Source organism: Paracidovorax sp. (genome assembly GCF_057642795.1).
In genome coordinates this window covers 513,939-535,624 of the sequence record NZ_JBXYZY010000021.1, presented here as the reverse complement: position 1 = coordinate 535,624, position 21,686 = coordinate 513,939, and the positions used below count along the sequence as shown (strand labels likewise).

21 protein-coding genes are annotated in these 21,686 nt (G+C 68.3%); 15 read left to right on the top strand and 6 right to left on the bottom strand.

What is annotated here, in order from left to right; translation table 11 throughout:
- Positions 1 to 55: 55 nt before the first annotated feature.
- Positions 56 to 1,024: an ABC transporter substrate-binding protein gene (locus AC3A84_RS09305; protein WP_487969297.1), complete on the bottom strand. Its 969-nt coding sequence runs from the start codon at positions 1,022 to 1,024 to the stop codon at positions 56 to 58.
- Between the two features lie 129 nt (positions 1,025 to 1,153).
- On the bottom strand, positions 1,154 to 2,860 hold the full coding sequence (locus tag AC3A84_RS09300) for an electron transfer flavoprotein-ubiquinone oxidoreductase (protein ID WP_487969296.1): 1,707 nt from the start codon (positions 2,858 to 2,860) through the stop codon (positions 1,154 to 1,156).
- 136 nt (positions 2,861 to 2,996) lie between these two features.
- Here AC3A84_RS09300 and AC3A84_RS09295 point away from each other — a divergent pair, with 136 nt between their 5' ends.
- Together AC3A84_RS09295 and AC3A84_RS09290 are read left to right on the top strand one after the other, a co-directional pair.
- The gene (locus tag AC3A84_RS09295) at positions 2,997 to 3,779 is read left to right on the top strand and encodes an SDR family oxidoreductase (RefSeq protein ID WP_092940074.1); all 783 of its coding nucleotides are present in this window, start codon (positions 2,997 to 2,999) and stop codon (positions 3,777 to 3,779) included.
- Positions 3,779 to 4,672: a DMT family transporter gene (locus AC3A84_RS09290; RefSeq protein ID WP_487969295.1), complete on the top strand. Its 894-nt coding sequence runs from the start codon at positions 3,779 to 3,781 to the stop codon at positions 4,670 to 4,672. The genes AC3A84_RS09295 and AC3A84_RS09290 overlap by 1 nt, the downstream gene beginning before the upstream one ends.
- Positions 4,673 to 4,732: 60 nt before the next feature.
- On the opposite strand, the gene AC3A84_RS09285 is transcribed toward AC3A84_RS09290, so the two are convergent.
- A complete protein-coding gene (locus AC3A84_RS09285; protein WP_487969294.1) occupies positions 4,733 to 5,647 on the bottom strand; it encodes a metal-dependent hydrolase in 915 nt (304 codons plus the stop codon).
- A 117-nt stretch (positions 5,648 to 5,764) separates the two neighbouring features.
- Between AC3A84_RS09285 and AC3A84_RS09280 the strand changes: the two genes are divergently transcribed.
- Both AC3A84_RS09280 and AC3A84_RS09275 read left to right on the top strand, forming a co-directional pair.
- On the top strand, positions 5,765 to 6,442 hold the full coding sequence (locus AC3A84_RS09280; protein WP_487969293.1) for a TetR/AcrR family transcriptional regulator: 678 nt from the start codon (positions 5,765 to 5,767) through the stop codon (positions 6,440 to 6,442).
- An 84-nt stretch (positions 6,443 to 6,526) separates the two neighbouring features.
- Positions 6,527 to 6,661: a hypothetical protein gene (locus AC3A84_RS09275; protein WP_487969292.1), complete on the top strand. Its 135-nt coding sequence runs from the start codon at positions 6,527 to 6,529 to the stop codon at positions 6,659 to 6,661.
- Between the two features lie 93 nt (positions 6,662 to 6,754).
- On the opposite strand, the gene AC3A84_RS09270 is transcribed toward AC3A84_RS09275, so the two are convergent.
- Both AC3A84_RS09270 and AC3A84_RS09265 read right to left on the bottom strand, forming a co-directional pair.
- The gene (locus AC3A84_RS09270) at positions 6,755 to 7,345 is read right to left on the bottom strand and encodes a peroxidase-related enzyme (RefSeq protein ID WP_487969291.1); all 591 of its coding nucleotides are present in this window, start codon (positions 7,343 to 7,345) and stop codon (positions 6,755 to 6,757) included.
- Positions 7,346 to 7,455: 110 nt separating this feature from the next.
- Complete coding sequence (locus AC3A84_RS09265; RefSeq protein ID WP_487969290.1) at positions 7,456 to 8,256, bottom strand: IclR family transcriptional regulator; 801 nt, start codon at positions 8,254 to 8,256, stop codon at positions 7,456 to 7,458.
- A 113-nt stretch (positions 8,257 to 8,369) separates the two neighbouring features.
- On the opposite strand from AC3A84_RS09265, the gene AC3A84_RS09260 reads away from it, so the two are divergent.
- From AC3A84_RS09260 to AC3A84_RS09210, 11 genes are all read left to right on the top strand, one after another.
- The gene (locus tag AC3A84_RS09260; RefSeq protein WP_487969289.1) at positions 8,370 to 9,380 is read left to right on the top strand and encodes a tripartite tricarboxylate transporter substrate binding protein; all 1,011 of its coding nucleotides are present in this window, start codon (positions 8,370 to 8,372) and stop codon (positions 9,378 to 9,380) included.
- A gap of 43 nt (positions 9,381 to 9,423) precedes the next feature.
- Positions 9,424 to 10,338 carry an amidohydrolase family protein gene (locus tag AC3A84_RS09255; protein WP_487969344.1) on the top strand — a complete coding sequence of 305 codons (915 nt, stop codon included), beginning with the start codon at positions 9,424 to 9,426 and terminating at the stop codon, positions 10,336 to 10,338.
- Positions 10,339 to 10,373: 35 nt separating this feature from the next.
- On the top strand, positions 10,374 to 11,405 hold the full coding sequence (locus AC3A84_RS09250) for a Bug family tripartite tricarboxylate transporter substrate binding protein (RefSeq protein ID WP_487969288.1): 1,032 nt from the start codon (positions 10,374 to 10,376) through the stop codon (positions 11,403 to 11,405).
- A 44-nt stretch (positions 11,406 to 11,449) separates the two neighbouring features.
- Complete coding sequence (locus tag AC3A84_RS09245) at positions 11,450 to 12,136, top strand: RraA family protein (RefSeq protein ID WP_487969287.1); 687 nt, start codon at positions 11,450 to 11,452, stop codon at positions 12,134 to 12,136.
- A complete protein-coding gene (locus AC3A84_RS09240; RefSeq protein WP_487969286.1) occupies positions 12,133 to 13,068 on the top strand; it encodes an NAD(P)-dependent oxidoreductase in 936 nt (311 codons plus the stop codon). Before AC3A84_RS09245 ends, AC3A84_RS09240 begins: the two co-directional genes overlap by 4 nt.
- A gap of 134 nt (positions 13,069 to 13,202) precedes the next feature.
- A complete protein-coding gene (locus AC3A84_RS09235; protein ID WP_487969285.1) occupies positions 13,203 to 14,216 on the top strand; it encodes a tripartite tricarboxylate transporter substrate binding protein in 1,014 nt (337 codons plus the stop codon).
- Between the two features lie 70 nt (positions 14,217 to 14,286).
- Positions 14,287 to 15,258, top strand: a complete 972-nt coding sequence (locus AC3A84_RS09230) for a Bug family tripartite tricarboxylate transporter substrate binding protein (protein ID WP_487969284.1) — start codon at positions 14,287 to 14,289, stop codon at positions 15,256 to 15,258.
- Positions 15,259 to 15,337: 79 nt separating this feature from the next.
- Positions 15,338 to 16,240 carry an amidohydrolase family protein gene (locus tag AC3A84_RS09225; RefSeq protein ID WP_487969283.1) on the top strand — a complete coding sequence of 301 codons (903 nt, stop codon included), beginning with the start codon at positions 15,338 to 15,340 and terminating at the stop codon, positions 16,238 to 16,240.
- Between the two features lie 70 nt (positions 16,241 to 16,310).
- A complete protein-coding gene (locus AC3A84_RS09220; protein WP_487969282.1) occupies positions 16,311 to 17,234 on the top strand; it encodes an SMP-30/gluconolactonase/LRE family protein in 924 nt (307 codons plus the stop codon).
- 163 nt (positions 17,235 to 17,397) lie between these two features.
- Entirely contained in the window at positions 17,398 to 19,629 is a 2,232-nt protein-coding gene (gene katG / locus AC3A84_RS09215) for a catalase/peroxidase HPI (protein ID WP_487969281.1), read from the top strand.
- 161 nt (positions 19,630 to 19,790) lie between these two features.
- Positions 19,791 to 21,071 carry an NAD(P)/FAD-dependent oxidoreductase gene (locus AC3A84_RS09210; protein WP_487969279.1) on the top strand — a complete coding sequence of 427 codons (1,281 nt, stop codon included), beginning with the start codon at positions 19,791 to 19,793 and terminating at the stop codon, positions 21,069 to 21,071.
- 35 nt (positions 21,072 to 21,106) lie between these two features.
- On the opposite strand, the gene AC3A84_RS09205 is transcribed toward AC3A84_RS09210, so the two are convergent.
- Positions 21,107 to 21,652: a PAS and helix-turn-helix domain-containing protein gene (locus AC3A84_RS09205; protein ID WP_092940084.1), complete on the bottom strand. Its 546-nt coding sequence runs from the start codon at positions 21,650 to 21,652 to the stop codon at positions 21,107 to 21,109.
- Positions 21,653 to 21,686: the final 34 nt, after the last annotated feature.

Genomic DNA, 21,686 nt, shown 5'->3' with positions numbered 1-21,686 from the left:
GCTCCTGCGGTCATGGGAGTGCTTGCGGCACGTGCCGAAAGCGGAACCGTGAACCTTACTTCACGATATGGGCGGCGGACTTGATGAACGCGTCGGAGAGCTTCACGCCCTGCTTTTCAGCGGCGCCGGGGTTCACCGTCAGCTCCAGCTTGGTGCTGATCTCGGGCTTGATGTCGCCGGGCTTTTCGCCCTTGAGCACGCGCACCACCATGCGGCCGGTCTGCTCGCCCAGGTCGCGGTAGTTGATGCCGAACGAGGCGATGGCGCCGCGCTTGACGCTGTCGGCATCGGCCGCGATCAGGGGCAGCTTGGCTTCCTGGCCGACCTTGACCAGCGATTCATAGGCCGAGACTACGTTGTTGTCGGTGCTGGTGTAGATCACGTCGACCTTGCTGATCAGGCTGCGTGCGGCGCTGCCCACATCGACGGAGCGAGGCGCGGCGGCCTCGACCAGCGTCATGCCCATCTTGGGCAGCAGGGCCTTGAGTTCCTTGACCACCACGGCGGAGTTCGCCTCGCCGGGGTTGTAGACCACGCCCACGCGCTTGGCATTGGGCACGACCTGCTTGACCAGGTCCATCTGCTTGTCCAGCGCCAGCAGGTCGGACACGCCCGTCACGTTGGTCTTGCTGGGCTCCCAGTTCTTGACCAGCTTCGCCGCGACCGGATCGGTCACGGCCGAGAAGATCACCGGCACCGTCTTGGTGGCGGCGACCACGGCCTGGGCCGAGGGCGTGGCGATGGCGACGATGGCGTCGGGCTGGTCGCCCACGAACTTGCGTGCGATCTGGGCGGCCGTGCCGGTATTGCCCTGGGCGCTCTGGTACTGCCACTTGAGCGTCTTGCCCTCTTCGTAGCCCGCGGCGGCCAGGCTGGCCTTCACGCCGTCGCGGATGGCGTCCAGCGCCGGGTGTTCGACGATGGCGGTCACGGCCACGGACTTCTGCTGGGCCTGTGCCAGCGGAGCGGCGGCCGCCAGGGCCAGGACGATGGCGCCGAGGGGCGCCCAGGACGATTGCTTCATGGTGTCTGTCTGCTTTCGGGGTCAGGGGAGAGGCGCCGTGACTGCATGGCAAAAGAAGCCACCGGCGCAGGTACTACGTGCGCCAGCAGCTATCTTTTCAGTAGCGTTGCGGCAGGGGCTATTGTCGCCTTACATGCCGGAGTAGTTCGGGCCGCCGCCGCCTTCAGGCGTGACCCAGACGATGTTCTGCGTCGGGTCCTTGATGTCGCAGGTCTTGCAGTGCACGCAGTTCTGCGCGTTGATCTGCAGGCGCTGGGCCGCGCCGCCCTGGGCTTCGTCGGGCACGAATTCATACACGCCCGCCGGGCAGTAGCGGGCCTCGGGGCCGGCGTACTTGGCGAGGTTGATGTCCACCGGCACGCTGGCGTCCTTGAGCGTCAGGTGGGCGGGCTGGTTCTCGGCATGGTTGGTGTTGCTGATGAACACGCTGGAGAGCCGGTCGAAGGTGAGCTTGCCGTCGGGCTTGGGATAGACGAGGGGCTTGCACTCGGCCGCGGGCTTCAGGTAGGCGTGGTCGGGCTTGTCGCGGTGCAGCGTCCAGGGGATGTTGCCTTTGAGCACGAACTGTTCGATGCCGTTCATCAGCGTGGCCGTGACCAGGCCCTTCTTGAACCAGGCCTTGAAGTTGCGCGCCTTGTTCAGCTCGGCGTAGAGCCAGCTCTTCTCGAAGGCTTCAGGGTAGGCGCTCAGTTCGTCGTGCTGGCGGCCGCCCTGGATGGCGTCGTAGGCGGCCTCGGCAGCCAGCATGCCGGTCTTGATGGCGGCATGGCTGCCCTTGATGCGGCTCACGTTCAGGAAGCCCGCGTCGCAGCCCACCAGCGCGCCGCCGGGGAATACGAACTTGGGCAGCGACAGCAGGCCGCCAGCCGTGATCGCGCGCGCGCCGTAGCCGATGCGCTTGGCCGGCTTGATGCCCTGGGCCTCGTCGCCTTCCAGGTAGTAGCGGATGTTGGGGTGGGTCTTCCAGCGCTGGAATTCCTCGAAGGGGCTCAGGTAGGGGTTGGAATAGTCCAGTCCGGTGATGAAGCCCAGCGTGACCTTGTTGTCCTCGGCGTGGTAGAGGAAGGCGCCGCCGTAGGTGTCGGCGTCCATGGGCCAGCCGGCGGTGTGCATCACGAAGCCGGGCTGATGGCGCTTGGGGTCGATCTCCCAGAGTTCCTTCACGCCGATGCCGTAGGTCTGCGGGTCGCGCCCTTCGTCGAGCTTGTAGCGGGCGATGAGCTGCTTGCCCAGGTGGCCGCGCGCGCCTTCGGCGAAGATCGTGTACTTGGCGTGCAGCTCCATGCCGAGCTGGAAGTCGGCGGTGGGCTCGCCGTCCTTGCCCACGCCCATGTTGCCGGTGGCCACGCCCTTGACGGAGCCGTCCTCGTTGTAGAGCACTTCGGCCGCGGGGAATCCCGGGAAGATCTCCACGCCCAGCTCTTCGGCCTGCGCGGCCAGCCAGCGCACCACGTTGCCCAGGCTGACGATGTAGTTGCCGTGGTTCTGGAAGCACTGCGGCAGCAGGAAGTTGGGCGTGCGCCAGGACGACTTCTCGCCCAGGAAGATCATGGCGTCGTCGGTCACGGGCTGGTTCAGCGGCGCGCCGCGCTCTTTCCAGTCGGGAATCAGCTCGGTCAGCGCTTTCGGGTCCATGATGGCGCCGGAGAGGATGTGCGCGCCGGGCTCGGAGCCTTTTTCCAGCACCACGACCGACAGCTCCTGCCCCTTTTCGGCGGCCAGCTGCTTCAGGCGAATGGCGGTGGCCAGCCCGCCGGGGCCGCCGCCGACCACGACCACGTCGTATTCCATGGCTTCGCGCGGGCCGTACGTGCTGAGGATTTCGTCTTTCGTCATGGGTTGTCTCTTGGTGATTTGATAATCGTCGAGGGGCAGCGAGGGTTCATCCAGGCCGCGCCTGGATCTGCGCTGATTGTATGCATTGAAGCGTAACAATCGAACGATCGTTCTTTTTTCGAGGGGGATACCGAATATGGCTTACAGCATCGACCTGTCCGGCCGCGTGGCCCTGGTGACCGGCGCATCCAGCGGCCTGGGGGCACAGGCCGCGCGCACCCTGGCCCGCGCCGGCGCCGGCGTGGTGCTGGCCAGCCGGGATCTGGAGAAGTTGAAGGAACTGCGCGCCCGCATCGAGGGCGAGGGCGGCGACGCGCACGTGGTGGCGCTCGACGTGACCGACCACGACTCCATCCGCGCCGCCGTGGCCCATGCCGAGACCGAGATGGGCTCCATCGACATCCTGGTCAACAACTCGGGCGTGTCCACCTCGCAGCGCATCGAGGACGTGACGCCCGAGGACTTCGACTACGTCTTCGCCACCAACGCCCGCGGCGCCTTCTTCGTCGCGCAGGAGGTGGGCCGCCGCATGCTGGCGCGCTCACGCGGGGCGGCGCCGGGCAGCTTCACGGGCGGGCGCATCATCAACATCGCCTCCATGGCCGGGCTGAAGGTGATCCCGCAGATCGGCGCCTACAGCATGAGCAAGGCCGCCGTGCTGCACATGACGCGCGCCATGGCGCTCGAATGGGGCCGCTACGGCATCAACGTGAACGCCATCTGCCCCGGCTACATCGCCACCGACCTGAACCAGCACCACTGGCAGACCGATCAGGGCCGCAAGCTGGTGGACATGCTGCCGCGCAAGCGCCTGGGCGAGCCGCACGACCTGGATGCCCTGATCGTCATGCTGGCCAGCGACCAGAGCCATTTCGTCAACGGCGCGGTCATCGCGGCCGACGACGGCTTCGCGCTCTGATGCTCGCCGGCATCCTGGCAGGGCTCGCCGCAGGCGCGCTCTGGGGGCTGGTGTTCGTCGCGCCGCACATGGCGCAGGGATTCGCGGCGACTGACCTGGCGGCCGGCCGGTTCATCGCCTATGGCGCCATGGCACTGGGCATGTTGCTCTGGGGCCTGCGCGGCAAGCCGCTGCGGCCCACGCTGCGGCAGGCGGGCGCGGCGCTCTGGCTGTCGGTGCTGGGCTTCACGGGCTACTACCTGCTCCTGGCACTCGCCATCCGGCATGCGGGCACGGCGATGCCGGCGCTCATCATCGGCACGATTCCGCTCTGGGTGATGCTGCTGGGCAAGCCGCAGGGGCTGCGCTGGCGCGCCTTGCTGCCCGGCCTGCTGCTGACGGTGGCGGGCCTGGCGCTGATGGCCGGGGTGCCGCAGGCCGGCGGCGGCGAGGCAGCGGCCGCTTACGGGCGGGGCGTGTTGCTGGCGCTGGTGGCGCTGGTGTGCTGGACGGCGTTCGCGCTGCTGAACGCGGCCTGGCTCAAGCGCCATACGGAGGTGAGTGCAGCCGACTGGGCCAACTGGCTGGGCATCGCCACGGGCGTGGGCGGGCTGCTGCTGTGGCTGGCGCTGGGCAGCCCGCTGCATGAACTGGCGCAGCGGCCGGGCTTCGGCGGCTTCGTGCTGGTCTGTGTGGCGATCGGCATCGGCTCCAGCTGGCTTGCGACCATTCTCTGGAGCATCGCCAGCCAGCGCCTGTCGGCCAGCCTCTGCGGCCAGCTGATCGTGAGCGAGACGCTGTTCGCGCTGGTCTATTCCTTCGCCTGGGAGGGCCGCTGGCCCACGGCGACCCAGTGGGCGGCCAGCGTGCTGTTCACGCTGGGCATTCTGGCTTCCATCAAGGCACACCGCTGACCGTTGGCCGTTGGCTGTTGACCGCTCCCGCGATGGCGGGTGCGGCGCTTTGCTGCTGCCTCAGCGTACGACCCGGAACCGCCCGGCGTGCGCGGCCAGCCAGTCTTGCGCCAGTTCGGCCGCGCCCGGCGACTGGGTTTCGTGGTCGGGATGGAAGTCGTGCCGCAGGTAGCGCAGCATGGCGGGCAGGGTGCGCCAGACCACTCCGTCGCGGCCCCAGAACAGATCCAGCGCCTGCAGCCAGGTCGAAGGGCGCCAGAGCATGCCGTCGCGGTGCAGGTTCAGCACCGTTTGGCGCAGCGAATCGTGGGCGAAGTTCAGGCACACGATGAGAAACCAGCGCACCCGCCAGCGCGGGGTGCCGCCGGCGGCCTGGTAGAGCGCGAAGGCCACCGAGCGGTGCTCGGTCTCCTCGGCGGCATGCCAGCGCCAGAGCAACTGCATCTCCGGCTCGGCGCCCTCCAGCCAGCGGCTGTGGCGCAGCGTGCCGTCGGCCAGCAGCGCGGTGAAGTGCTCGTAGGCGCAGGTGGCGGCCAGCGCATGCAGCGGGTGCGGCGCCTTCTTCTCCAGCAGGGCGATGCGGTCCCGCGCCCAGTGCTGCCAGCGGTTGACCAGGCCCTGCTTTTCCAGCTGCGCGTTGTAGAGCCCGTGGATGTGGCGGTGCGTGGCCTCCTGCCCGACGAAGCCGCGCATCTGCTCGTGCAATTCCTCGCGCAGCGCGGCGTGCTCGGGGCCTTGCGGCAGCAGCGGCATGGCGTTGCGCACCGAGTCGATGAAGAACTGCTCGCCCACCGGAAAGCTCATCGACAGCGCGTTGAAGAACTGCGTGTGGAAGGCCTTGCCGCCGTGCCAGTGGCGGCCGAAGCCATTTTCGAGGTGCACGGCCAGCTTGCGGATGGGCAGCGGGCTGGCGCGGCGGGCGTCGGCCTTGATGTCCTGATCGGCGCTGCGGGCGGTTGCGGTGCTTGCGTTCATGGCGGTCTCCTGGTGCGGGTCGGCGCCGTCTTGCGACCCGGTCCGTTTATGAGCATTATTCAGATTTGCGGCGCCGCCCGCTACTCGCCTAAAGCTCATGTTTTCAGAGGCCCGCCCATGAAGAAGACCGACGCCCCGAAACCCAGGTCCGCCCTGCGCCGCCAGCCCACGCAGGAGCGCGCGCTGCAGACCATCGAGACGATTTTCGGCGCCACTGCTCAGATCGTGGAGCAGCAGGGCGAGGCCGCCGTGACCACCAACCGCATCGCCGAGGTGGCCGGCTTTTCCATCGGCACGCTCTACCAGTACTTCCCGTCGAAGGAGGCCATCCTGCTGGCCATGGTGGAGCGCGAGCGCAACCGCGTGCAGCAGGAGATCCAGCAGCTGCTGGATGCGGCCGTGGCCGAGCGGCGCGAGGTGCGTGCGGTGCTGCGCGACATGGTGGGCCTGCTGGTGTCCGCCTTCGGCACCGGGCGTTCGCTGGCCGGGCGGCAGATGGTGCGCCTGGGCTGGCGCATCGACCATCACGACCGCATCACGGCCGCGCTGCGCGAAGGGGCCGAGCGCAACGCGCTGGCGCTGTCGCGGCTCGTGGAGGAGGGCGGCAACGCCTCGGTGCGCCTGCCCACGCCGGCCATGATGTTCGTGGCCACGCGCGCGGTGATGGGCGCCATCCGCAGCGCCGCGCTGGAGAATTCGCCGCTCCTGGGCACGCCGGTGTTCGAGGAGGAACTGGCGCGCATGGTCTGGGGCTTGCTGCGCGCCGATGGCGATGCGCCCCCGGTGGCGGCGTGATGAGGCATGAAACGGCCTGCAGCCCTTGCGAATCAAGCACTATGTGCTATTCAAACCATAGCGTACTGACTGATTCGGCCGGAAATGGCCCGGTTGGCCGCGCAGCACATCGTGCAGCGCTGCCCGGGGCCGGTGCCCGAGCGCTCGGCGTGCAAGCTGGGGTTCCGGCTGATCGAGCGGCAGCCCATGGCCGACGGGGCGCCAGCAGGCCGCAAGTGAAAATGGCTTGCGGTCCGGGTAGATCAAGCGCCTTAAGCTATCTTTTGAATAGCAAATGCTCGGCGGCTGTACCGCAGTGGCGGCGCAGCCGGATCAGCGGGTCTTCTCGGCCTTCTTCTCGCGCGGCACGCGGCCCATGAGATAGAACTCCGGGTTCGGAGCCATGCACGCGAAGCTCGCCATGCGGTTGGAGAGGCCGAAGAAGGCCGTGATCGCGGCGATGTCCCAGGCGTCCTCGTCGTCGAAGCCGTGGGCGTGCAGGGCCTCGAAGTCTGCGTCGTCGATCTCGTGGCTGCGCTGGCAGACCTTCATCGCGAAGTCCAGCATGGCGCGCTGGCGCGGGGTGATGTCGGCCTTGCGGTGGTTCACCGCCACCTGGTCGGCCACAAAGGGCTTCTTCTCATAGAGGCGCAGCAGCGCCCCGTGCGCCACCACGCAGTAGAGGCACTGGTTGGCCGCACTCGTGGCGGTGACGATCATCTCGCGGTCGCCTTTGGTCAGTGCGCCTTCCTCCTTGAGCATCAGCGCGTCGTGGTATGCGAAGAAGGCGCGCCACTCGACAGGCCGCCGCGCGAAGGCCAGGAACACGTTGGGGATGAAGCCGGCCTTGTCCTGCACTTCGATGATGCGTGCGCGGATGTCGTCCGGCAGGGCGTTCAGGGCGGGGAAGGGGTAGCGGCTCATGGGCGGGCGTCTCCGGTCGTGTCGTGGTCGTCGTGGCAAGCCCTGGCGGGCCTGCGGCAACGGTAGCACGCGTGGCGGCCGGGGCCCTCCGGGATATCGTGAACACGCTCTCAGGGATGCCAGTGGCTCGCCCGCGTGGCCGACGTGGCCGGGTTCGCGGCGCTGCCGGCCAGCGCGTAGGAAAGCCGCGTGGCGGTGGCGACCACGGTCTGTGCCAGCGCCTGCAGGCGTGTCTCCGTGAGGCGGGAGGCCGGCCCCGAGATGCACACCGACCCCATCAGCCGCCAGTGCATGCCGAAGACGGGTGCCGACACCGTGGCCACGCCCTGTTCGCGCTCGCTGATCGACCAGTGGTAGCCACGCTGCCGGATGGCCTCGTACTGCGTGCCGGGCTCCCCCGAGAACGCGAGGATGACGCGCCCCGGTGAGCCCTTGTCGAGCGGCAGGCCTTCGCCCATGCGGGCGTGGTGGCGCAATGCGTGCGGGCCTTCCACCCGCACGATGCAGGTGCGCAGGTCGCCCTCGCGCACGTAGAAGGCCGCGCTTTCGCCGGTGAGCCGTGTCAGCTCGCGCAGCTCCGGCTCCATGACGTTCTGCACGTCGAAGCCGGCCTGGTAGCGGGCTCCCAGCCAGCCGGTGGCCGGGCCCAGCCGCCAGTCGCCGTCTTCACGCTGCACCAGATAGCCCGACTGCGCCAGCGTGCGCGCCAGCCGCAGCACGGTGGTCTTGTGCAGGCCGCAGCGCCGGCTGAGTTCGGCCAGCGGCAGGTGCGATTCGCCGAGGCCGAAGGCGTCCAGCAGCTGCAGCGCGCGGGTCACGGCGATCACGCCGCCGTCCGCGGCTTTGGCGCCCTTCTCATCGGCGGAAGCGGACAGGACGCTGGATGAGGGCTTGGATGGGTGGTTGCTCATGGTGGAATGTGTTTCGCTGTGCGCAACTGCATTGTATGGGTTGAAACGTTTCCTTAGAGTCGCGCCCAATGCCTGGAACAAGGCTGGGCAGTTCGACAACACGGAGACAAACCATGCAACACGCTATTTCGCTGCGCCGCCGCATCCTGGGCGCCCACCTGTGCATCGTCCTGCTGGGGCTGGGAGGCTGGGGTTTCGCTGCCAGTGCCGCCCATGCGCAGACGGCCTATCCCGCTAAGCCCATCCGCCTCATCGTTCCGTTCCCGCCCGGCGGCGGCACGGACATGCTCGCCCGGGCGGTCGCGCAGAAGCTGACCGAGCAGCACAAGTGGAACGTGGTCGTGGACAACCGCCCTGGCGCCGGGGGCAACCTGGGCGTGGATGCGGCTGCCAAGTCCGCGCCGGACGGCTACACGCTGGTGATGGGCCAGACCAGCAACCTGGCCATCAACCCGTCGCTCTACGCCAAGCTGCCTTACGACCCGCTCAAGGACCTGGTGCCCGTGGCGCTGGTGTCGTCCGCGCCCATCGTGATGGCAGCTCCCGCCAACACGCCCTTCAAGACCTTCGCCGACGTGGTGGCCGCAGCCAAGGGCAAGCCCGATGCCCTCACGCTGGGGTATTCCGGCAACGGCACGGTGGCCCACCTGGCCGGCGAGCTGGCCGAGAAGGCCGCCGGCATCAAGCTGCGCCACGTGCCCTACAAGGGCGCCTCGCAGGCCATGACCGACCTGGTGGGCGGGCAGATCGACTTGTACATGTCCGCCGTGCCCACGCTGCTGGGCCAAGTGCGCAACGGCAAGCTCAAGGCCATCGCCATCACCTCGCTCAAGCGCTCGGCCCAGCTGCCAGACACGCCCACGCTGGCCGAGTCCGGTTACAAGAATTTCGAGGCCGCTTCCTGGTACGGCATCCTGGCCCCGGCCGGCACGCCCGCGCCCATCGTGCAGACGCTCAACCAGGCCATCAACCAGGCGCTGGCCCAACCTGACGTGGTCGAGAAGCTTCGTTCCGAAGGCGGCGAGGTGCTGGGCGGAACGCCGGAGAAGTTCAGCGCGCTGCTCAAGGCCGAGGTGCCCCGCTGGGCCCGGATCGTCAAGGAATCCGGCGCCAGCCTGGACTGATCCGGCGGCCAGACCTGCGCCCTGACGTATGACGACGCCCGTCATGGACTGCGACGACCGTCCCCCCACGCCTGTGCGCTTTTCCGCCGGCACGGCCGCGCCGCGCACGGCGCTGCCGGGGGGCGCCTGCGACGGCCATGTCCACCTCTACGACGGCCGCTTCCCGGCCGACCGCGCAGCCCGTCTGCGGCCGCCGGACGCGGGCGTGGATGACCTGCGGGCGCTGCAGCAGCGCATCGGCACCTCGCGCGTGGTGCTGGTCACGCCATCCACCTACGGCACCGACAACCGCTGCCTGCTCGAAGGGCTGGCAGCGCTGGGCGTGGAGGCGCGCGGCGTGGCAGTGATCGGCGGCCACGAAAGCGATGCCGAACTGCTGCGACTGCACGAGGCCGGCGTGCGCGGCGTGCGGCTCAACCTGTCGCTGGGCGTGGCGGGCTCGGTGGATTCGATCCTGCCGCTGACCCAGCGCATCGCGCCGCTCGGCTGGCACCTGCAATTGCTGATGGCACCGGACCTGTTGTGGGAACAGGCGGAAGTGCTTAGCCAGTTGCCCGTGCCGCTGGTGTTCGACCATTTCGGCCGCATACCGCCTGCGCTCGCCGGCCGTCATCCCGCCCATGCGCTGCTGCTGGAGCTGCTGCAGGACCGGCGCGCGTGGATCAAGCTGTCCGGCGGCTACATCGTGAGCGAGCGGCACGCGGTGGACGACCCGGCGCTGGACGTGCTGGCTGCCGGCTACCTGCGCGCGGCGCCGGATCGCGTGCTCTGGGGCAGCGACTGGCCCCACGCCACGGCCACGGCGGGCGTGCAGCCGCTGCCCGACGACGCGCTGCAGGTGGACCGCTTGGCCGACTGGGTGCGCCAGACCGGCGATGCCGCCGCCACGCTGCAGCGCGTGCTGGTGGACAACCCGGCCGCGCTCTACGGCTTCGCACCCGTGCCGGGCACGTCCTGAATTCCATTTCATACAAGCAGAAAGAGAGACAAGCCATGACCAACCCCCTGCATCCATCGACGCCCGGATCCGCAGCCCCCGGCATCGGCCGGCGCGGCCTGATCGCTTCGGCAGGCGCGCTGCTGCTGGGCTCTCTGGCGGCAGCTCCCGTGCTCGCGCAGTCTGACTGGCCTGGGGGCAGGACCATCACCTGGGTCGTCCCGTACCCGCCCGGCGGCAGCACTGATGTGCTGGGCCGCACCGTGGCCCAGCGCCTGGGGGCGGCCCTGGGCACCACCGTAATCGTTGACAACCGGGCCGGCGCCACCGGCACCATCGGCGCCGCCTTCGTGGCCAAGGCCGCGCCCGATGGCACCACGCTGCTCGGCACCTCGATCGGCCCGCAGGCCATCGCGCCGCACCTCATGGGCAAACTGCCTTACGACCCCATCGCCGGTTTCGAGCCGGTGGTGACCATCGGCACCATCCCGCACATCCTGGTGGTGGGCGCGGAACAGCCCTTCAAGACCGTGGCCGACCTCGTGGCAGCGGCCAAGGCGCAGCCCGGGCAGTTGGCCTACGCATCCGGCGGCAACGGCACCATCCTGCAGATGCAGGGCGAATTGCTGCAGCAGCAGACCGGCGCACGCTTCATCCATGTGCCCTACAAGGGCGACACGCCCGCCCTGCAGGACACGCTGGCCGGCCAGGTGCAATTCATGTTCGCCCCGGTGGCCGCGGCGCTGCCCCATGTGCAGGCCCCCAAGCTGCGCGCGCTGGCCGTCACCTCGGCACAGCGGCTCAAGGCGTTGCCCGCCGTGTCCACCATGGGCGAGCTCGGCATGAAGGACTTCGTCGTCGAGCAGTGGCAGGCCGTTTTCGCCCCCGCCAAGACACCTGCGCCCGTGGTCCAGCGCCTGAACCAGGAGATCAACAAGGCCCTCAACGACCCGGCCGTGGCGGCCCTGGCCGACAAGCTGGGCGTGACGCTCGTCGGCGGCACGCCCCAGCAGTTGGGCGAGCTGCAGAAGGCCGACTCGGCCAAGTGGGCCAAGGTCATCAAGGACGGAAACATCAAGGCGGAATAGCGCGCGCTGTCCATTCCCTTTTTCTCAACCCAGCGAAGATCACCATGAGCCAACTTCCCGAAATCATCCGTGACATCGACCGCGTGGCCGCGGACGTCGTCGCCCGTGCCTCGACCTACCAGGCCGCCATCCTGGCCGACGTGGCCGGCCGCCGCGGCACTATGCATGCCCGCGTGTCTCCCGTCCATCAGGACATGAAGGTCGCCGGCCCCGCCTTCACCGTCGAGGTGCGCCCCGGCGACAACCTCATGATCCATGCTGCCATGGCACTGGCCCAGCCGGGCGACGTGCTGGTGATCGACGGCAAGGGCGACCAGACCGCCGCGCTGATGGGCACGCTGATGCTCAGCGCCTGCAAGAAGCGCGGCCTGGCCGGCGTGATCGTGGATGGCGCGATCCGCGACAAGCTGGAAATCCTGGAGCTCGACTTCCCGGTGTTCAGCGCGGGCTTCAACCCCGCCGGGCCCACCAAGTTCGTGCCCGGCCGCATCAATCACCCCATCTCCGCCGGCGGCGCCGTGGTGAACCCGGGCGACCTGGTGGTGGGCGACGCCGACGGCGTGGTCGTGATCGAGCGCGCCAAGGCCCCCGCCATGATGGCCCTGGCCGACAAGAAGGTGGCCGACGAGGCCGCACGCATCGAGGCCATCGCCCGCGGCGACACGGCGTCGAAGTGGCTGCCGGCCGCACTGCGCGCCGCCGGCGTGCTCAAGGAAGGGGAAACGCTGTGAGCGCCCGTACCATCGTCATCACCGGTGCCGACCTGGCGCAACAGGCCCTGGATCTGCTCGAGGGTTTCGAGATCGTCTATGCCGGCAAGACGCCCACCGAGGACGACCTCGTTGCGCTGTGCCGCCAGCATGACCCGGTAGCCATGATCGTGCGCTACGGCAAGGTGGGCGCGGCCGTGATGGACGCGGCGCCGTCGCTCAAGGTGATCTCCAAGCACGGCAGCGGCACCGACACCATCGACAAGGTCGCGGCGAAAGCGCGCGGCATCGAGGTGGTGGCCGCCGTAGGCGCCAACGCCGCTGCGGTCGCCGAGCAGGCGCTGGCGCTGCTGCTGGCCTGCGCCAAGTCGGTGGTGGAGCTGGATGCGCGCATGCATGACGGCCACTGGGACAAGGCCACGCACAAGAGCCTGGAACTGGGCGGCCGCACGGTGGGCCTGGTGGGCTTGGGCGCCATCGGCCTGCGCTTCGCCAAGATGGCCGATGCGCTCGGCATGCGCGTGATCGGCTTCGACCCGTTCGCGAAGAACCTGCCGGACTATGTGCAGAGCGTGGCGCTTGACGCGATCTGGCGCGAGTCGGACGCGATTTCGCTGCACTGCCCGCTGACCGACGAAAACCGCGGCATTCTGAACGCCGCCACGCTGGCGCAGTGCAAGCGCGGCGTGATCGTGGTGAACACCGCGCGCGGCGGCTTGATCGACGAGGCGGCGCTGCTGGAAGCCGTGCGGTCCCGCCATGTGATGGCGGCGGGCCTGGACAGCTTCGCCGTGGAGCCGATGACGGCCGGCCACCCGTTCCAGGGCGAGAAGCATTTCGTCCTCTCCCCGCACATCGGGGGCGTGACCAGCGATGCCTACGTGAACATGGGCGTAGGCGCGGCGAAGAACCTGCTGGCAGTGCTGGAGCGCGCTTCGGCCCTGGCGGGTTGACCGGCGAAAGACAGGCAGTACAGCAGGGCGCGCTGCAAGTGCGTGCCCGATCCGGGGCCGGTCCTCTGTCCGGCCCCCGAGCAGAACGAGAACACGAAGAGGCGGCCTTGCGCAGCCCTGGACCGGAGACATCCATGCATTCAACATCCCATCCGAGATGGCCTGCAGCGCTCGCCGTACAAGCGCTGGCTGCCGTCACTTTGGTAATCGGCGCCGCCAGCCCGAAGGCGGTGCAGGCCCAGCCGCAAGGCACCTGGCCCGACAAACCCATCAAGCTTGTCGTACCGTATCCGGCAGGGGGCAATGCCGACAACACGGCTCGCCTGCTGGCCACGCAGTTGTCCGAACGCCTCGGCCAGCAGGTGGTGGTGGACAACCGCCCCGGCGGCAGCGGCACCATCGGCGCTGCCGCCGTCGCCAAGGCGCAGCCCGACGGCTATACGTTGCTGCTGGATGCCACGGCCTTCACGGTCAACCCCAGCCTGTTCGCCAAGCTGCCTTACGACACGGCCAAGGACTTCGCTCCCATCTCGCTCGTCATGCAGGCGCCGCTGCTGATGGTGGTGCCCGCCGCCTCGCCGTTCAAGGCCGTGGCCGAAGTGGTGCAGGCCGCCAAGGCGCAGCCGGGGCGACTGACCTATGCATCGGCCGGCAACGGAGGCGCGCAGCACTTGGCCGGCGAGTTGTTCAAGCAAGGCGCGCACGTGTCGATGACGCACATTCCCTACCGCGGCGGCGCGCCCGCGCTCACCGACCTGATCGGCGGACAGGTGGATCTGATGTTCAGCGCCACCACGGCCAGCGGGCCGTTCGTCAAGAGCGGCAAGCTGCGAGCGCTGGCGGTGACTTCGGCCCAGCGCGCGCCGGGCTGGGAACAGGTGCCCACGGTGGCGGAGTCCGGTCTGCCGGGCTTCCAGGTCAATGAGTGGAACGGCCTGTTCGCGCCCGCGGCCACGCCTCAGCCCATCCTGCAGCGCTTGGAGACGGAAACCCGCGCCATCGTCGCTAGCCCCGAAATGAAGAAGCGCTTCGTGGAACTGGGTGTGCAGGGCGTCGGGTCCAGCGCGCAGGAGTTCAAGGCGTTCATTCAATCGGAAACCGCGCAGTGGGCGCGCGTGATCCGCACGAGCGGCATCCGCATGGATTGACGCACGCCCGGGCCGCAACACGCGGCACCCGACCCGCGCACCGAATGACACACAGAAGGAGACAGATTCCATGAACCGCATGCAATTCCCCCTGGGCACCGCTCTCATGCTGGCCTGCATCGCCGGCAGCGTGCAGGCGCAAACGGCCTATCCCGACAAGCCCGTCAAGATCGTGGTGCCTTATCCACCCGGCGGCGCCGTGGATCAGGTGACGCGCCGCATCGCGCAGAAACTCACCGAGCAGACCGGCCAGAGCTTTTTCGTGGAGAACAAGGCCGGCGCCACCGGCACCATCGGTGCGGCGCAGGTGGCACGTTCGCCCGCCGATGGCTACACGCTCATGGCCAACGACACGACCTACTCGATCCTGCCGCAAGTCTTCCGGAAGTTGCCATGGGACCACGCCCAGGACCTGGTGCCCGTGGCCGGCTTCAACTTCGCTCCCACCGCGGTGGTCGTGCCGGCTGGCTCGCCATTCAAGACACTGGCGGACATGGTGGCTTATTCGCAAGCCCATCCCGGCAAGCTGAACTACGGCACCGGCGGCCCTGGCACCATGCCGCACTTCGCCACAGCGGCGCTCGAGGGCGCCAGTGGATTGAAGGCCACGCACGTGCCATTCAAGGGCGCGGGCGAGGCCACGATGGCACTGCTGAGCGGCACCATCGACTTCCAGATCGCCTCCACCCCCGGCGTGATGGGGCAGGTGCGTGGCGGCAAGGTGCGGCTGCTGGCCGTGAGCGGCGACCAGCGCGTGAAGGCGCTGCCCGACGTTCCCACCTTCGCGCAGGCCGGTGTACCCGGATACAAGGTTGTCAACTTCACGGGGCTGTGGGCTCCCCGGGGCACGCCCGGGGCCGTGCTGGAAAAGCTCCGCAGCGAGATCGCCTCGGCCATGGCCAGCAGCGACGTGCAGGCGTTCGCCGACGATCTGGGCGCTGTGCCCCGCGTGGTGAGCGGCAAGGCGTTCAGCGACAAGCTCCAGACTGATGGCCAGCTGTGGGAGGCCGTGGCCGCCAAGGTGAGCATCGACAAGCAGTGACGGCATTCGCGCTGGCGTGCATTCATCCTACGAGGCGGCGCCCAGTGCCTGGGCCGCAGGCTGAACCCCATGAGACACGATGAATCTTCCCGATCTCTCTGAGTCCGTGCCCCATTCGGTGGGAACGAACCGTCCCTCGCGCGCACTGCCCGCGCTGGCCTGCGACAGCCACATGCACATCTTCGACCGGCGGTTCGCGCCTTCGCCGCACTGGCCGCGCGTACCGCCCGACGCGCCGGTAGCCGCCTACCGCAGGCTGCAGCAGCGCCTGGGCACGTCGCGCGCGGTGGTGGTCACGCCGTCCACCTACGGCACCGACAACGCCTGTACCCTCGACGCGCTGGACCAGTTGGGCGACGGCGCGCGCGGCGTGGCCGTGGTCGGGCAGGACGTCTCTGACGCCGAACTGTCCCGCCTAGCGGCGCGGCGGGTACGCGGGCTGCGCGTCAACTTCGTCTCGCCGCAGTCCTGGGGCGAGACCACGCCCGACATGCTGGCCCGCCTGGCGCGGCAGGTGGCCGGCCACCCGGACTGCTCCGGCTGGCACATCCAGGTGTTCGCCCAGCCGGAGCAGATCGTGGCGCTGGCGCACCTGCTGCGGACATTGCCCCTGCCGCTGGTCATAGACCACCTGGGGCGCATCGACCCGGCCGAAGGCACGGCCTGCGCGGCCTACGGCGTGCTGAGGGAGTTGCTGGACGACGGCAACACCTGGGTCAAGCTCTCGGGCGCCTACATGCGGTCTGCGGTTCACGGCCCCGGCTATGCGGATACGCTGTCTCTGGGGCGCGCGCTGGCACAGGCCGCGCCCGAGCGGCTTGTGTGGGGCAGCGACTGGCCGCATACCACCGAGGCGCCCGGCACCGTGGACGATGCGGCGCTGGTAGATCTGCTGCGGGCGTGGTCCGGCTCCGACGCCGCCATGGACCGCATCCTGGTCGACAACCCGGCGCGGCTCTACGGTTTCGGTACCGCGGCCTGACCGCTCGGCCGCGCGGGCAATCGAAGCTGCCGCGGTGCACCGCTGTTTTCAACGAAAGGAATCCGTCTTCATGTTCTTGCTGCAAGCTCCCCAGATCCGAGAGCTGGACATCTTCACGGCCATGCCCGCATCCCTGCGGCGCCCTGAGCGCAGCGACTGGGCCGACGCCAACCGCGGCGGCACGGTCACGGACTCGTTCCTCGAAGGCCCGGTATTCGACGGCGCCGGCAACCTCTACGTGAGCGATATCCCCTGGGGCCGTGTCTTCCGCATCGATCCGCAGGGTGCCTGGAGTCTCGTGGCCGAGTACGACGGTGAGCCCAACGGCATGAAGTTCCTCGATGCCGGCACGCTGCTCATCACCGACTACAAGAACGGGCTGATGCGGCTGGACGTCGCCACCGGCCTGGTGTCGCCGTACCTGCAGCGCCGCAACAGCGAGCGCTTCAAGGGGGTGAACGACCTGGTCTTCGATGCGGAAGGCAACCTGTATTTCACCGACCAGGGGCAGAGCGGCCTGCACGATCCTTCCGGACGCCTCTATCGCCTGCGGCCCAACGGCCAGCTCGACCTGCTGCTGCACAACGTGCCCAGTCCCAACGGCGTTGCGCTCTCGCCCGACGGCCGGGTGCTGTACCTGGCCGTCACGCGCGGCAACTGCGTCTGGCGCGTGCCGCTGCTGCCCGATGGCAGCGTGGCGAAGGTGAGCCAGTTCTTCACGTCCTACGGACCAAGCGGCCCGGACGGGCTGGCGGTGGATGCGGAGGGCAGGGTGCTGGTCGCCAACCCGGGCCTGGGCGTGGTGTGGGTGCTCAACGGCCGGGCCGAGCCGGAACTGATGCTGCGCGGTGCCCCCGGCAGTTCCACCACCAACCTCGCCTTCGGCGGTGCCGACCGCCGCACCCTCTATGTGACGGACTCCACGCACGGCCGCGTGCTGCGCACGGCCCTTGAAGCGCCAGGACTGCCTCTGCATGGCGGCCTGTCAGCCTGACCGAGTCGGCCGCAGGAAGGCCCGCATCGGCCCGGGAGCATCCACCCCGTGCGGCATGCCCTGCTTTGGAAAAATCTATTTCCGGCATGCAATTTATTGGCTATGCGGCAGGAGGTGTCTTCTCTAGCATTCAGGTCATCCCATCAGCCAGAGGAGTCTCCCCATGACGCAAGAAGCAAGCAAATGCCCCTTCCACGCCGCAGCCGCCAACGGTGGCACCATCAACAAGGACTGGTGGCCCAACCAGTTGCGCGTCGATCTGCTGAATCAGCACTCGGCCAAGTCCGACCCGCTGGGCGGCACCTTCAATTACGCTGAAGAGTTCAAGAAGCTCGACTTCGAAGCCCTCAAGCGCGACCTGCGCGCCCTGATGACGGATTCGCAGGACTGGTGGCCCGCCGACTTCGGCCACTACGGCCCGCAGTTCGTGCGCATGGCCTGGCATTCCGCCGGCACGTATCGCACGGGTGACGGCCGTGGCGGCGCCGGCCGCGGCCAGCAGCGTTTCGCCCCCCTCAACAGCTGGCCCGACAACGTCAACATTGACAAGTCGCGCCGCCTGCTTTGGCCCATCAAGCAGAAGTATGGCCAGAAGATTTCCTGGGCCGACCTGCTGGTGCTGACCGGGAACGTGGCGCTGGAAACCATGGGCTTTCGTACCTTCGGCTTCGCTGGCGGCCGTGAAGACACCTGGGAACCCGATCAGGACGTGTACTGGGGCAGCGAAAAGACCTGGCTGGGCGGCGATAGCCGTTACGGCAAGGGCAAGCCCGGCGACGGCACCCTGGTGGCTGAACCCGCCATGCACGGCCATGAGAAGGATCGCGTGCTCGAAAACCCCCTGGCCGCCGTGCAGATGGGCCTGATCTACGTGAACCCCGAAGGCCCCGAAGGCAACCCCGACCCGGTCGCCGCCGCGCACGACATCCGCGAGACCTTCGCGCGCATGGCCATGAACGACGAGGAAACCGTCGCGCTGATCGCCGGAGGCCACACCTTCGGCAAGACCCACGGCGCCGGCCCGGCTGACCACGTGGGCGCCGAGCCCGAAGCCGCAGGCCTGGAGCAGCAGGGCCTGGGCTGGGCCAGCAGCTTCGGCTCCGGCAAGGCGGGCGACGCCATCACCAGCGGCCTGGAAGTCACCTGGACCAGCACCCCCGCGCAGTGGGGCAACGAGTTCTTCGAGAATCTGTTCAAGTTCGAATGGGAGCTGACCAAGAGCCCGGCTGGCGCCCACCAGTGGCAAGCCAAGAACGCTCCCGCGACCATCCCCGACGCGCATGATCTTTCGAAAAAGCGCGTGCCGACCATGCTCACGACCGATCTGTCGCTGCGCTTTGACCCAGCCTACGAGAAGATCTCGCGCCGTTTTCTGGAGAACCCGCAGGCCTTCGCCGAAGCCTTCGCCCGCGCCTGGTTCAAGCTGACCCACCGCGACATGGGCCCGCGCGCCCGCTACCTCGGCCCCGAAGTGCCGAAGGAAGAACTGGTCTGGCAAGACCCGATCCCGGCCGTCACCCATGATCTGATCGATGCTGCCGACGTGGCCGTCCTCAAGGAGCGCGTGCTGGCCTCCGGCCTCACGGTGCAGGAACTGGTCGGCACGGCCTGGGCCTCGGCCTCCACGTTCCGCGGCTCCGACAAGCGTGGCGGCGCCAACGGTGCGCGCATCCGCCTGGCACCGCAGAAGGACTGGGCCGTCAACCAGCCCGAGCAGCTGGCCCGCGTGCTGCAGGTGCTCGAAGGCATCCAGCGCGAATTCAACAAGGGCGCCGACGGCGACAAGCGCATCTCGCTGGCCGACCTGATCGTGCTGGCGGGCGCCGCTGGCGTGGAACAGGCCGCCAAGGCCGCTGGCGTGGAGGTCGCCGTGCCGTTCCACCCGGGCCGTGCCGATGCCCGCCAGGACCAGACCGACGTGGAATCGTTCTCGGTGCTGGAGCCGGTGGCCGATGGTTTCCGCAACTACACCAAGGCCCGCTACAGCGTGCCGGCCGAGGTGCTGCTGCTGGACAAGGCCCAGCTGCTGACCCTGACGGCTCCCGAGATGACGGTGCTGGTCGGCGGCCTGCGTGCCATCAACATCAACGTGGGTGGCGCTGCGCACGGTGTCTTCACCGCCACCCCCGGGGCGCTGACGAATGACTTCTTCGCCAATCTGCTGGATATGTCCACCGAGTGGAAGTCCGTCGGCGACGTGTTCGAAGGCCGTGACCGCAAGACTGGCGAGAAGAAGTGGACGGGCACGCGTGTTGACCTGGTCTTCGGCTCCAACGCCGTGCTGCGTGCCGTGGCGGAGGTCTATGCCAGCGCGGACGCCAAGCAGAAGTTCGTGCGAGACTTCGTGGCCGCGTGGGCCAAGGTGATGGATCTGGACCGCTTCGACCTCGCCTGATACATGCATGCACGCACCGCTGGCCAGCCTTTCCGGCTGGAAGGTGCGGCGCCTGCCGCATGAGCCCGCCTCCCGCAAGGGAGAGCGGGTTTTTCTTTTTTCTGAAAGCAATCAGGGTAAGCCCTAAACTTGATGCATTGCAAAGACGGGAGGGAAAAGGTATGCATTCAGACATCGTGATTGTGGGCGGCGGGGCTGGCGGGCTTGAACTGGCCGCGCGCCTGGGGCGCCGGCTGGGCCCAAAGCAGGGCCGCGAGCGCGTGCTTCTGGTGGACCGTTCTCCCTTCCATATCTGGAAGCCCACCCTGCACGAAGTGGCTGCAGGCACGCTGGATGCACATCAGGAAGGACTCTCCTACCCGGTGCTGGCTCGGCGCAACCATTTCGGCTTCGCCATCGGCGACTTGGTCGGGCTGGATACGGCGCACAAGACCATCGAGCTGGGCGAGATCCGCAACGCCGAAGGCGAGCTGCTGGTGCCGCGCCGCACGGTGAGCTACACCCGGCTCGTGCTGGCCATCGGTAGCGGCTCCAATGCCTTCGGCACGCCGGGTATTGAACACGCCTACCTGCTGGAGAACGTGCGCGATGCGCAGCGTTTTCATGCCGACTGGCTGGGTGCCTGCGCGCGGGCCTCGTTCTCCGACAGCCGCGCTTTGTCCATCGCCATCGTCGGCGCTGGGGCCACGGGCGTGGAACTGTCCGCCGAACTGCTCGAAGCCCATGCCGAGCTGCTGGAGAGCCTGGGCAGCAGCCAGCGCTTCCGGCTCGACATCTCCCTGATCGAAGGCGGGGGCCGCATCCTGGGCGGCCTGCCCGAGAAGATTTCCGCCCAGGCCGAAGTCGCCCTGCGTCGCAAGCAGGTGCAGGTGCTGACCAACACCCGCGTGGTCGAGATCCGGCGTGGTGCGCTGGTCACGCCCGCTGGCGATATTCCGGCCGACCTTATCGTCTGGGCCGCCGGCATCAAGGCCGCCGACGGCAACGCCCGCCTGGGGCTGGAAGTGAATCGCCTCAATCAGTTCGTCGTGGACAACCGCCTGCGCACCTCGGCGCCCGACGTGCTGGCCCTGGGCGACTGCGCCGCCTGTCCATGGGAAGACGGCAAGACGGTGCCGGCCCGTGCCCAGGCTGCCCACCAGCAGGCCGACTACCTGGCGAGCGTGCTGGGTGCGCTGCTGCGCGAGCAGGAAGTGACCGAGCCCTTCATCTACAAGGACTTCGGCTCTCTCGTCTCGCTGGGCGACAACAAGGGCGTGGGCAACCTCATGGGCGGCCTGGGCGGGCGCAACTTCTTTGTCGAGGGGCTGATCGCCAAGTGGATGTATATCTCGCTCCACCTGAACCACCACCGCGCCATCCTGGGCACGGGCAAGACCGTGGTGCTGGCGCTGGCGCGGCTGCTGCAGAAGCGGGTTTCGGGGCGGCTCAAGCTGCATTGAGCCGGGGCGGCGCGCACCGCGCGCGCCCGGGTGCCTCAGCCCGCCAGCAGTTTCTGCACCAGATCGCCCGCCGTTGAGGCGCTGTATTTGCGCATCAGCCGCGCGCGGTAGATCTCCACGGTGCGGTGGCTGATCTCCAGAGCCCGGCCGATCTCCTTGGAGGTCATGCCGTCCAGCAGGCGGGCGGCCACTTCGCGCTCGCGACCCGTCAACTCCGCCTTGACCGGGCGCTGCGCGCTCAGGTCCTCGAAGCTCCAGATGCCCGATTCGTGCGGTGCTTCGCGGTTGATCGCGCGGCCCGATACATGGCACCAGAACACTTCGCCGTTGGCGCGCTTCATGATGCGGTTGTCGGCGTAGTGGCCCCTGGCGTTCAGGATGGGCTCCATGCGCTTGCCCAGGCGCTCGTATTCGTCGGCGCTGGGATAGAGAATGCGGAAAGACTGGCCAATCAACACTTCGCGCGAGGCGCCGAACATCTCGCAGACATGGCGGTTGCAGTCCACCATGGTGCGATGGCGCGAGATGACCAGCCCGACCGGGGCCATGTCGAACGCGAGGCGGTAATCGGCGGTATCCATGAAAGTCTTTAGGGAGAACTACGTAGCAATGTAC

Bases quoted from the DNA above. Each gene is read 5' to 3' on its own strand.
- AC3A84_RS09305 (WP_487969297.1), bottom strand. From the start codon at position 1,024: ATGAAGCAATCGTCCTGGGCGCCCCTCGGCGCCATCGTCCTGGCCCTG.
- AC3A84_RS09300 (WP_487969296.1), bottom strand. From the start codon at position 2,860: ATGACGAAAGACGAAATCCTCAGCACGTACGGCCCGCGCGAAGCCATG.
- AC3A84_RS09295 (WP_092940074.1), top strand. From the start codon at position 2,997: ATGGCTTACAGCATCGACCTGTCCGGCCGCGTGGCCCTGGTGACCGGC.
- AC3A84_RS09290 (WP_487969295.1), top strand. From the start codon at position 3,779: ATGCTCGCCGGCATCCTGGCAGGGCTCGCCGCAGGCGCGCTCTGGGGG.
- AC3A84_RS09285 (WP_487969294.1), bottom strand. From the start codon at position 5,647: ATGAACGCAAGCACCGCAACCGCCCGCAGCGCCGATCAGGACATCAAG.
- AC3A84_RS09280 (WP_487969293.1), top strand. From the start codon at position 5,765: ATGAAGAAGACCGACGCCCCGAAACCCAGGTCCGCCCTGCGCCGCCAG.
- AC3A84_RS09275 (WP_487969292.1), top strand. From the start codon at position 6,527: ATGGCCCGGTTGGCCGCGCAGCACATCGTGCAGCGCTGCCCGGGGCCG.
- AC3A84_RS09270 (WP_487969291.1), bottom strand. From the start codon at position 7,345: ATGAGCCGCTACCCCTTCCCCGCCCTGAACGCCCTGCCGGACGACATC.
- AC3A84_RS09265 (WP_487969290.1), bottom strand. From the start codon at position 8,256: ATGAGCAACCACCCATCCAAGCCCTCATCCAGCGTCCTGTCCGCTTCC.
- AC3A84_RS09260 (WP_487969289.1), top strand. From the start codon at position 8,370: ATGCAACACGCTATTTCGCTGCGCCGCCGCATCCTGGGCGCCCACCTG.
- AC3A84_RS09255 (WP_487969344.1), top strand. From the start codon at position 9,424: ATGGACTGCGACGACCGTCCCCCCACGCCTGTGCGCTTTTCCGCCGGC.
- AC3A84_RS09250 (WP_487969288.1), top strand. From the start codon at position 10,374: ATGACCAACCCCCTGCATCCATCGACGCCCGGATCCGCAGCCCCCGGC.
- AC3A84_RS09245 (WP_487969287.1), top strand. From the start codon at position 11,450: ATGAGCCAACTTCCCGAAATCATCCGTGACATCGACCGCGTGGCCGCG.
- AC3A84_RS09235 (WP_487969285.1), top strand. From the start codon at position 13,203: ATGCATTCAACATCCCATCCGAGATGGCCTGCAGCGCTCGCCGTACAA.
- AC3A84_RS09230 (WP_487969284.1), top strand. From the start codon at position 14,287: ATGAACCGCATGCAATTCCCCCTGGGCACCGCTCTCATGCTGGCCTGC.
- AC3A84_RS09225 (WP_487969283.1), top strand. From the start codon at position 15,338: ATGAATCTTCCCGATCTCTCTGAGTCCGTGCCCCATTCGGTGGGAACG.
- AC3A84_RS09220 (WP_487969282.1), top strand. From the start codon at position 16,311: ATGTTCTTGCTGCAAGCTCCCCAGATCCGAGAGCTGGACATCTTCACG.
- katG (WP_487969281.1), top strand. From the start codon at position 17,398: ATGACGCAAGAAGCAAGCAAATGCCCCTTCCACGCCGCAGCCGCCAAC.
- AC3A84_RS09210 (WP_487969279.1), top strand. From the start codon at position 19,791: ATGCATTCAGACATCGTGATTGTGGGCGGCGGGGCTGGCGGGCTTGAA.
- AC3A84_RS09205 (WP_092940084.1), bottom strand. From the start codon at position 21,652: ATGGATACCGCCGATTACCGCCTCGCGTTCGACATGGCCCCGGTCGGG.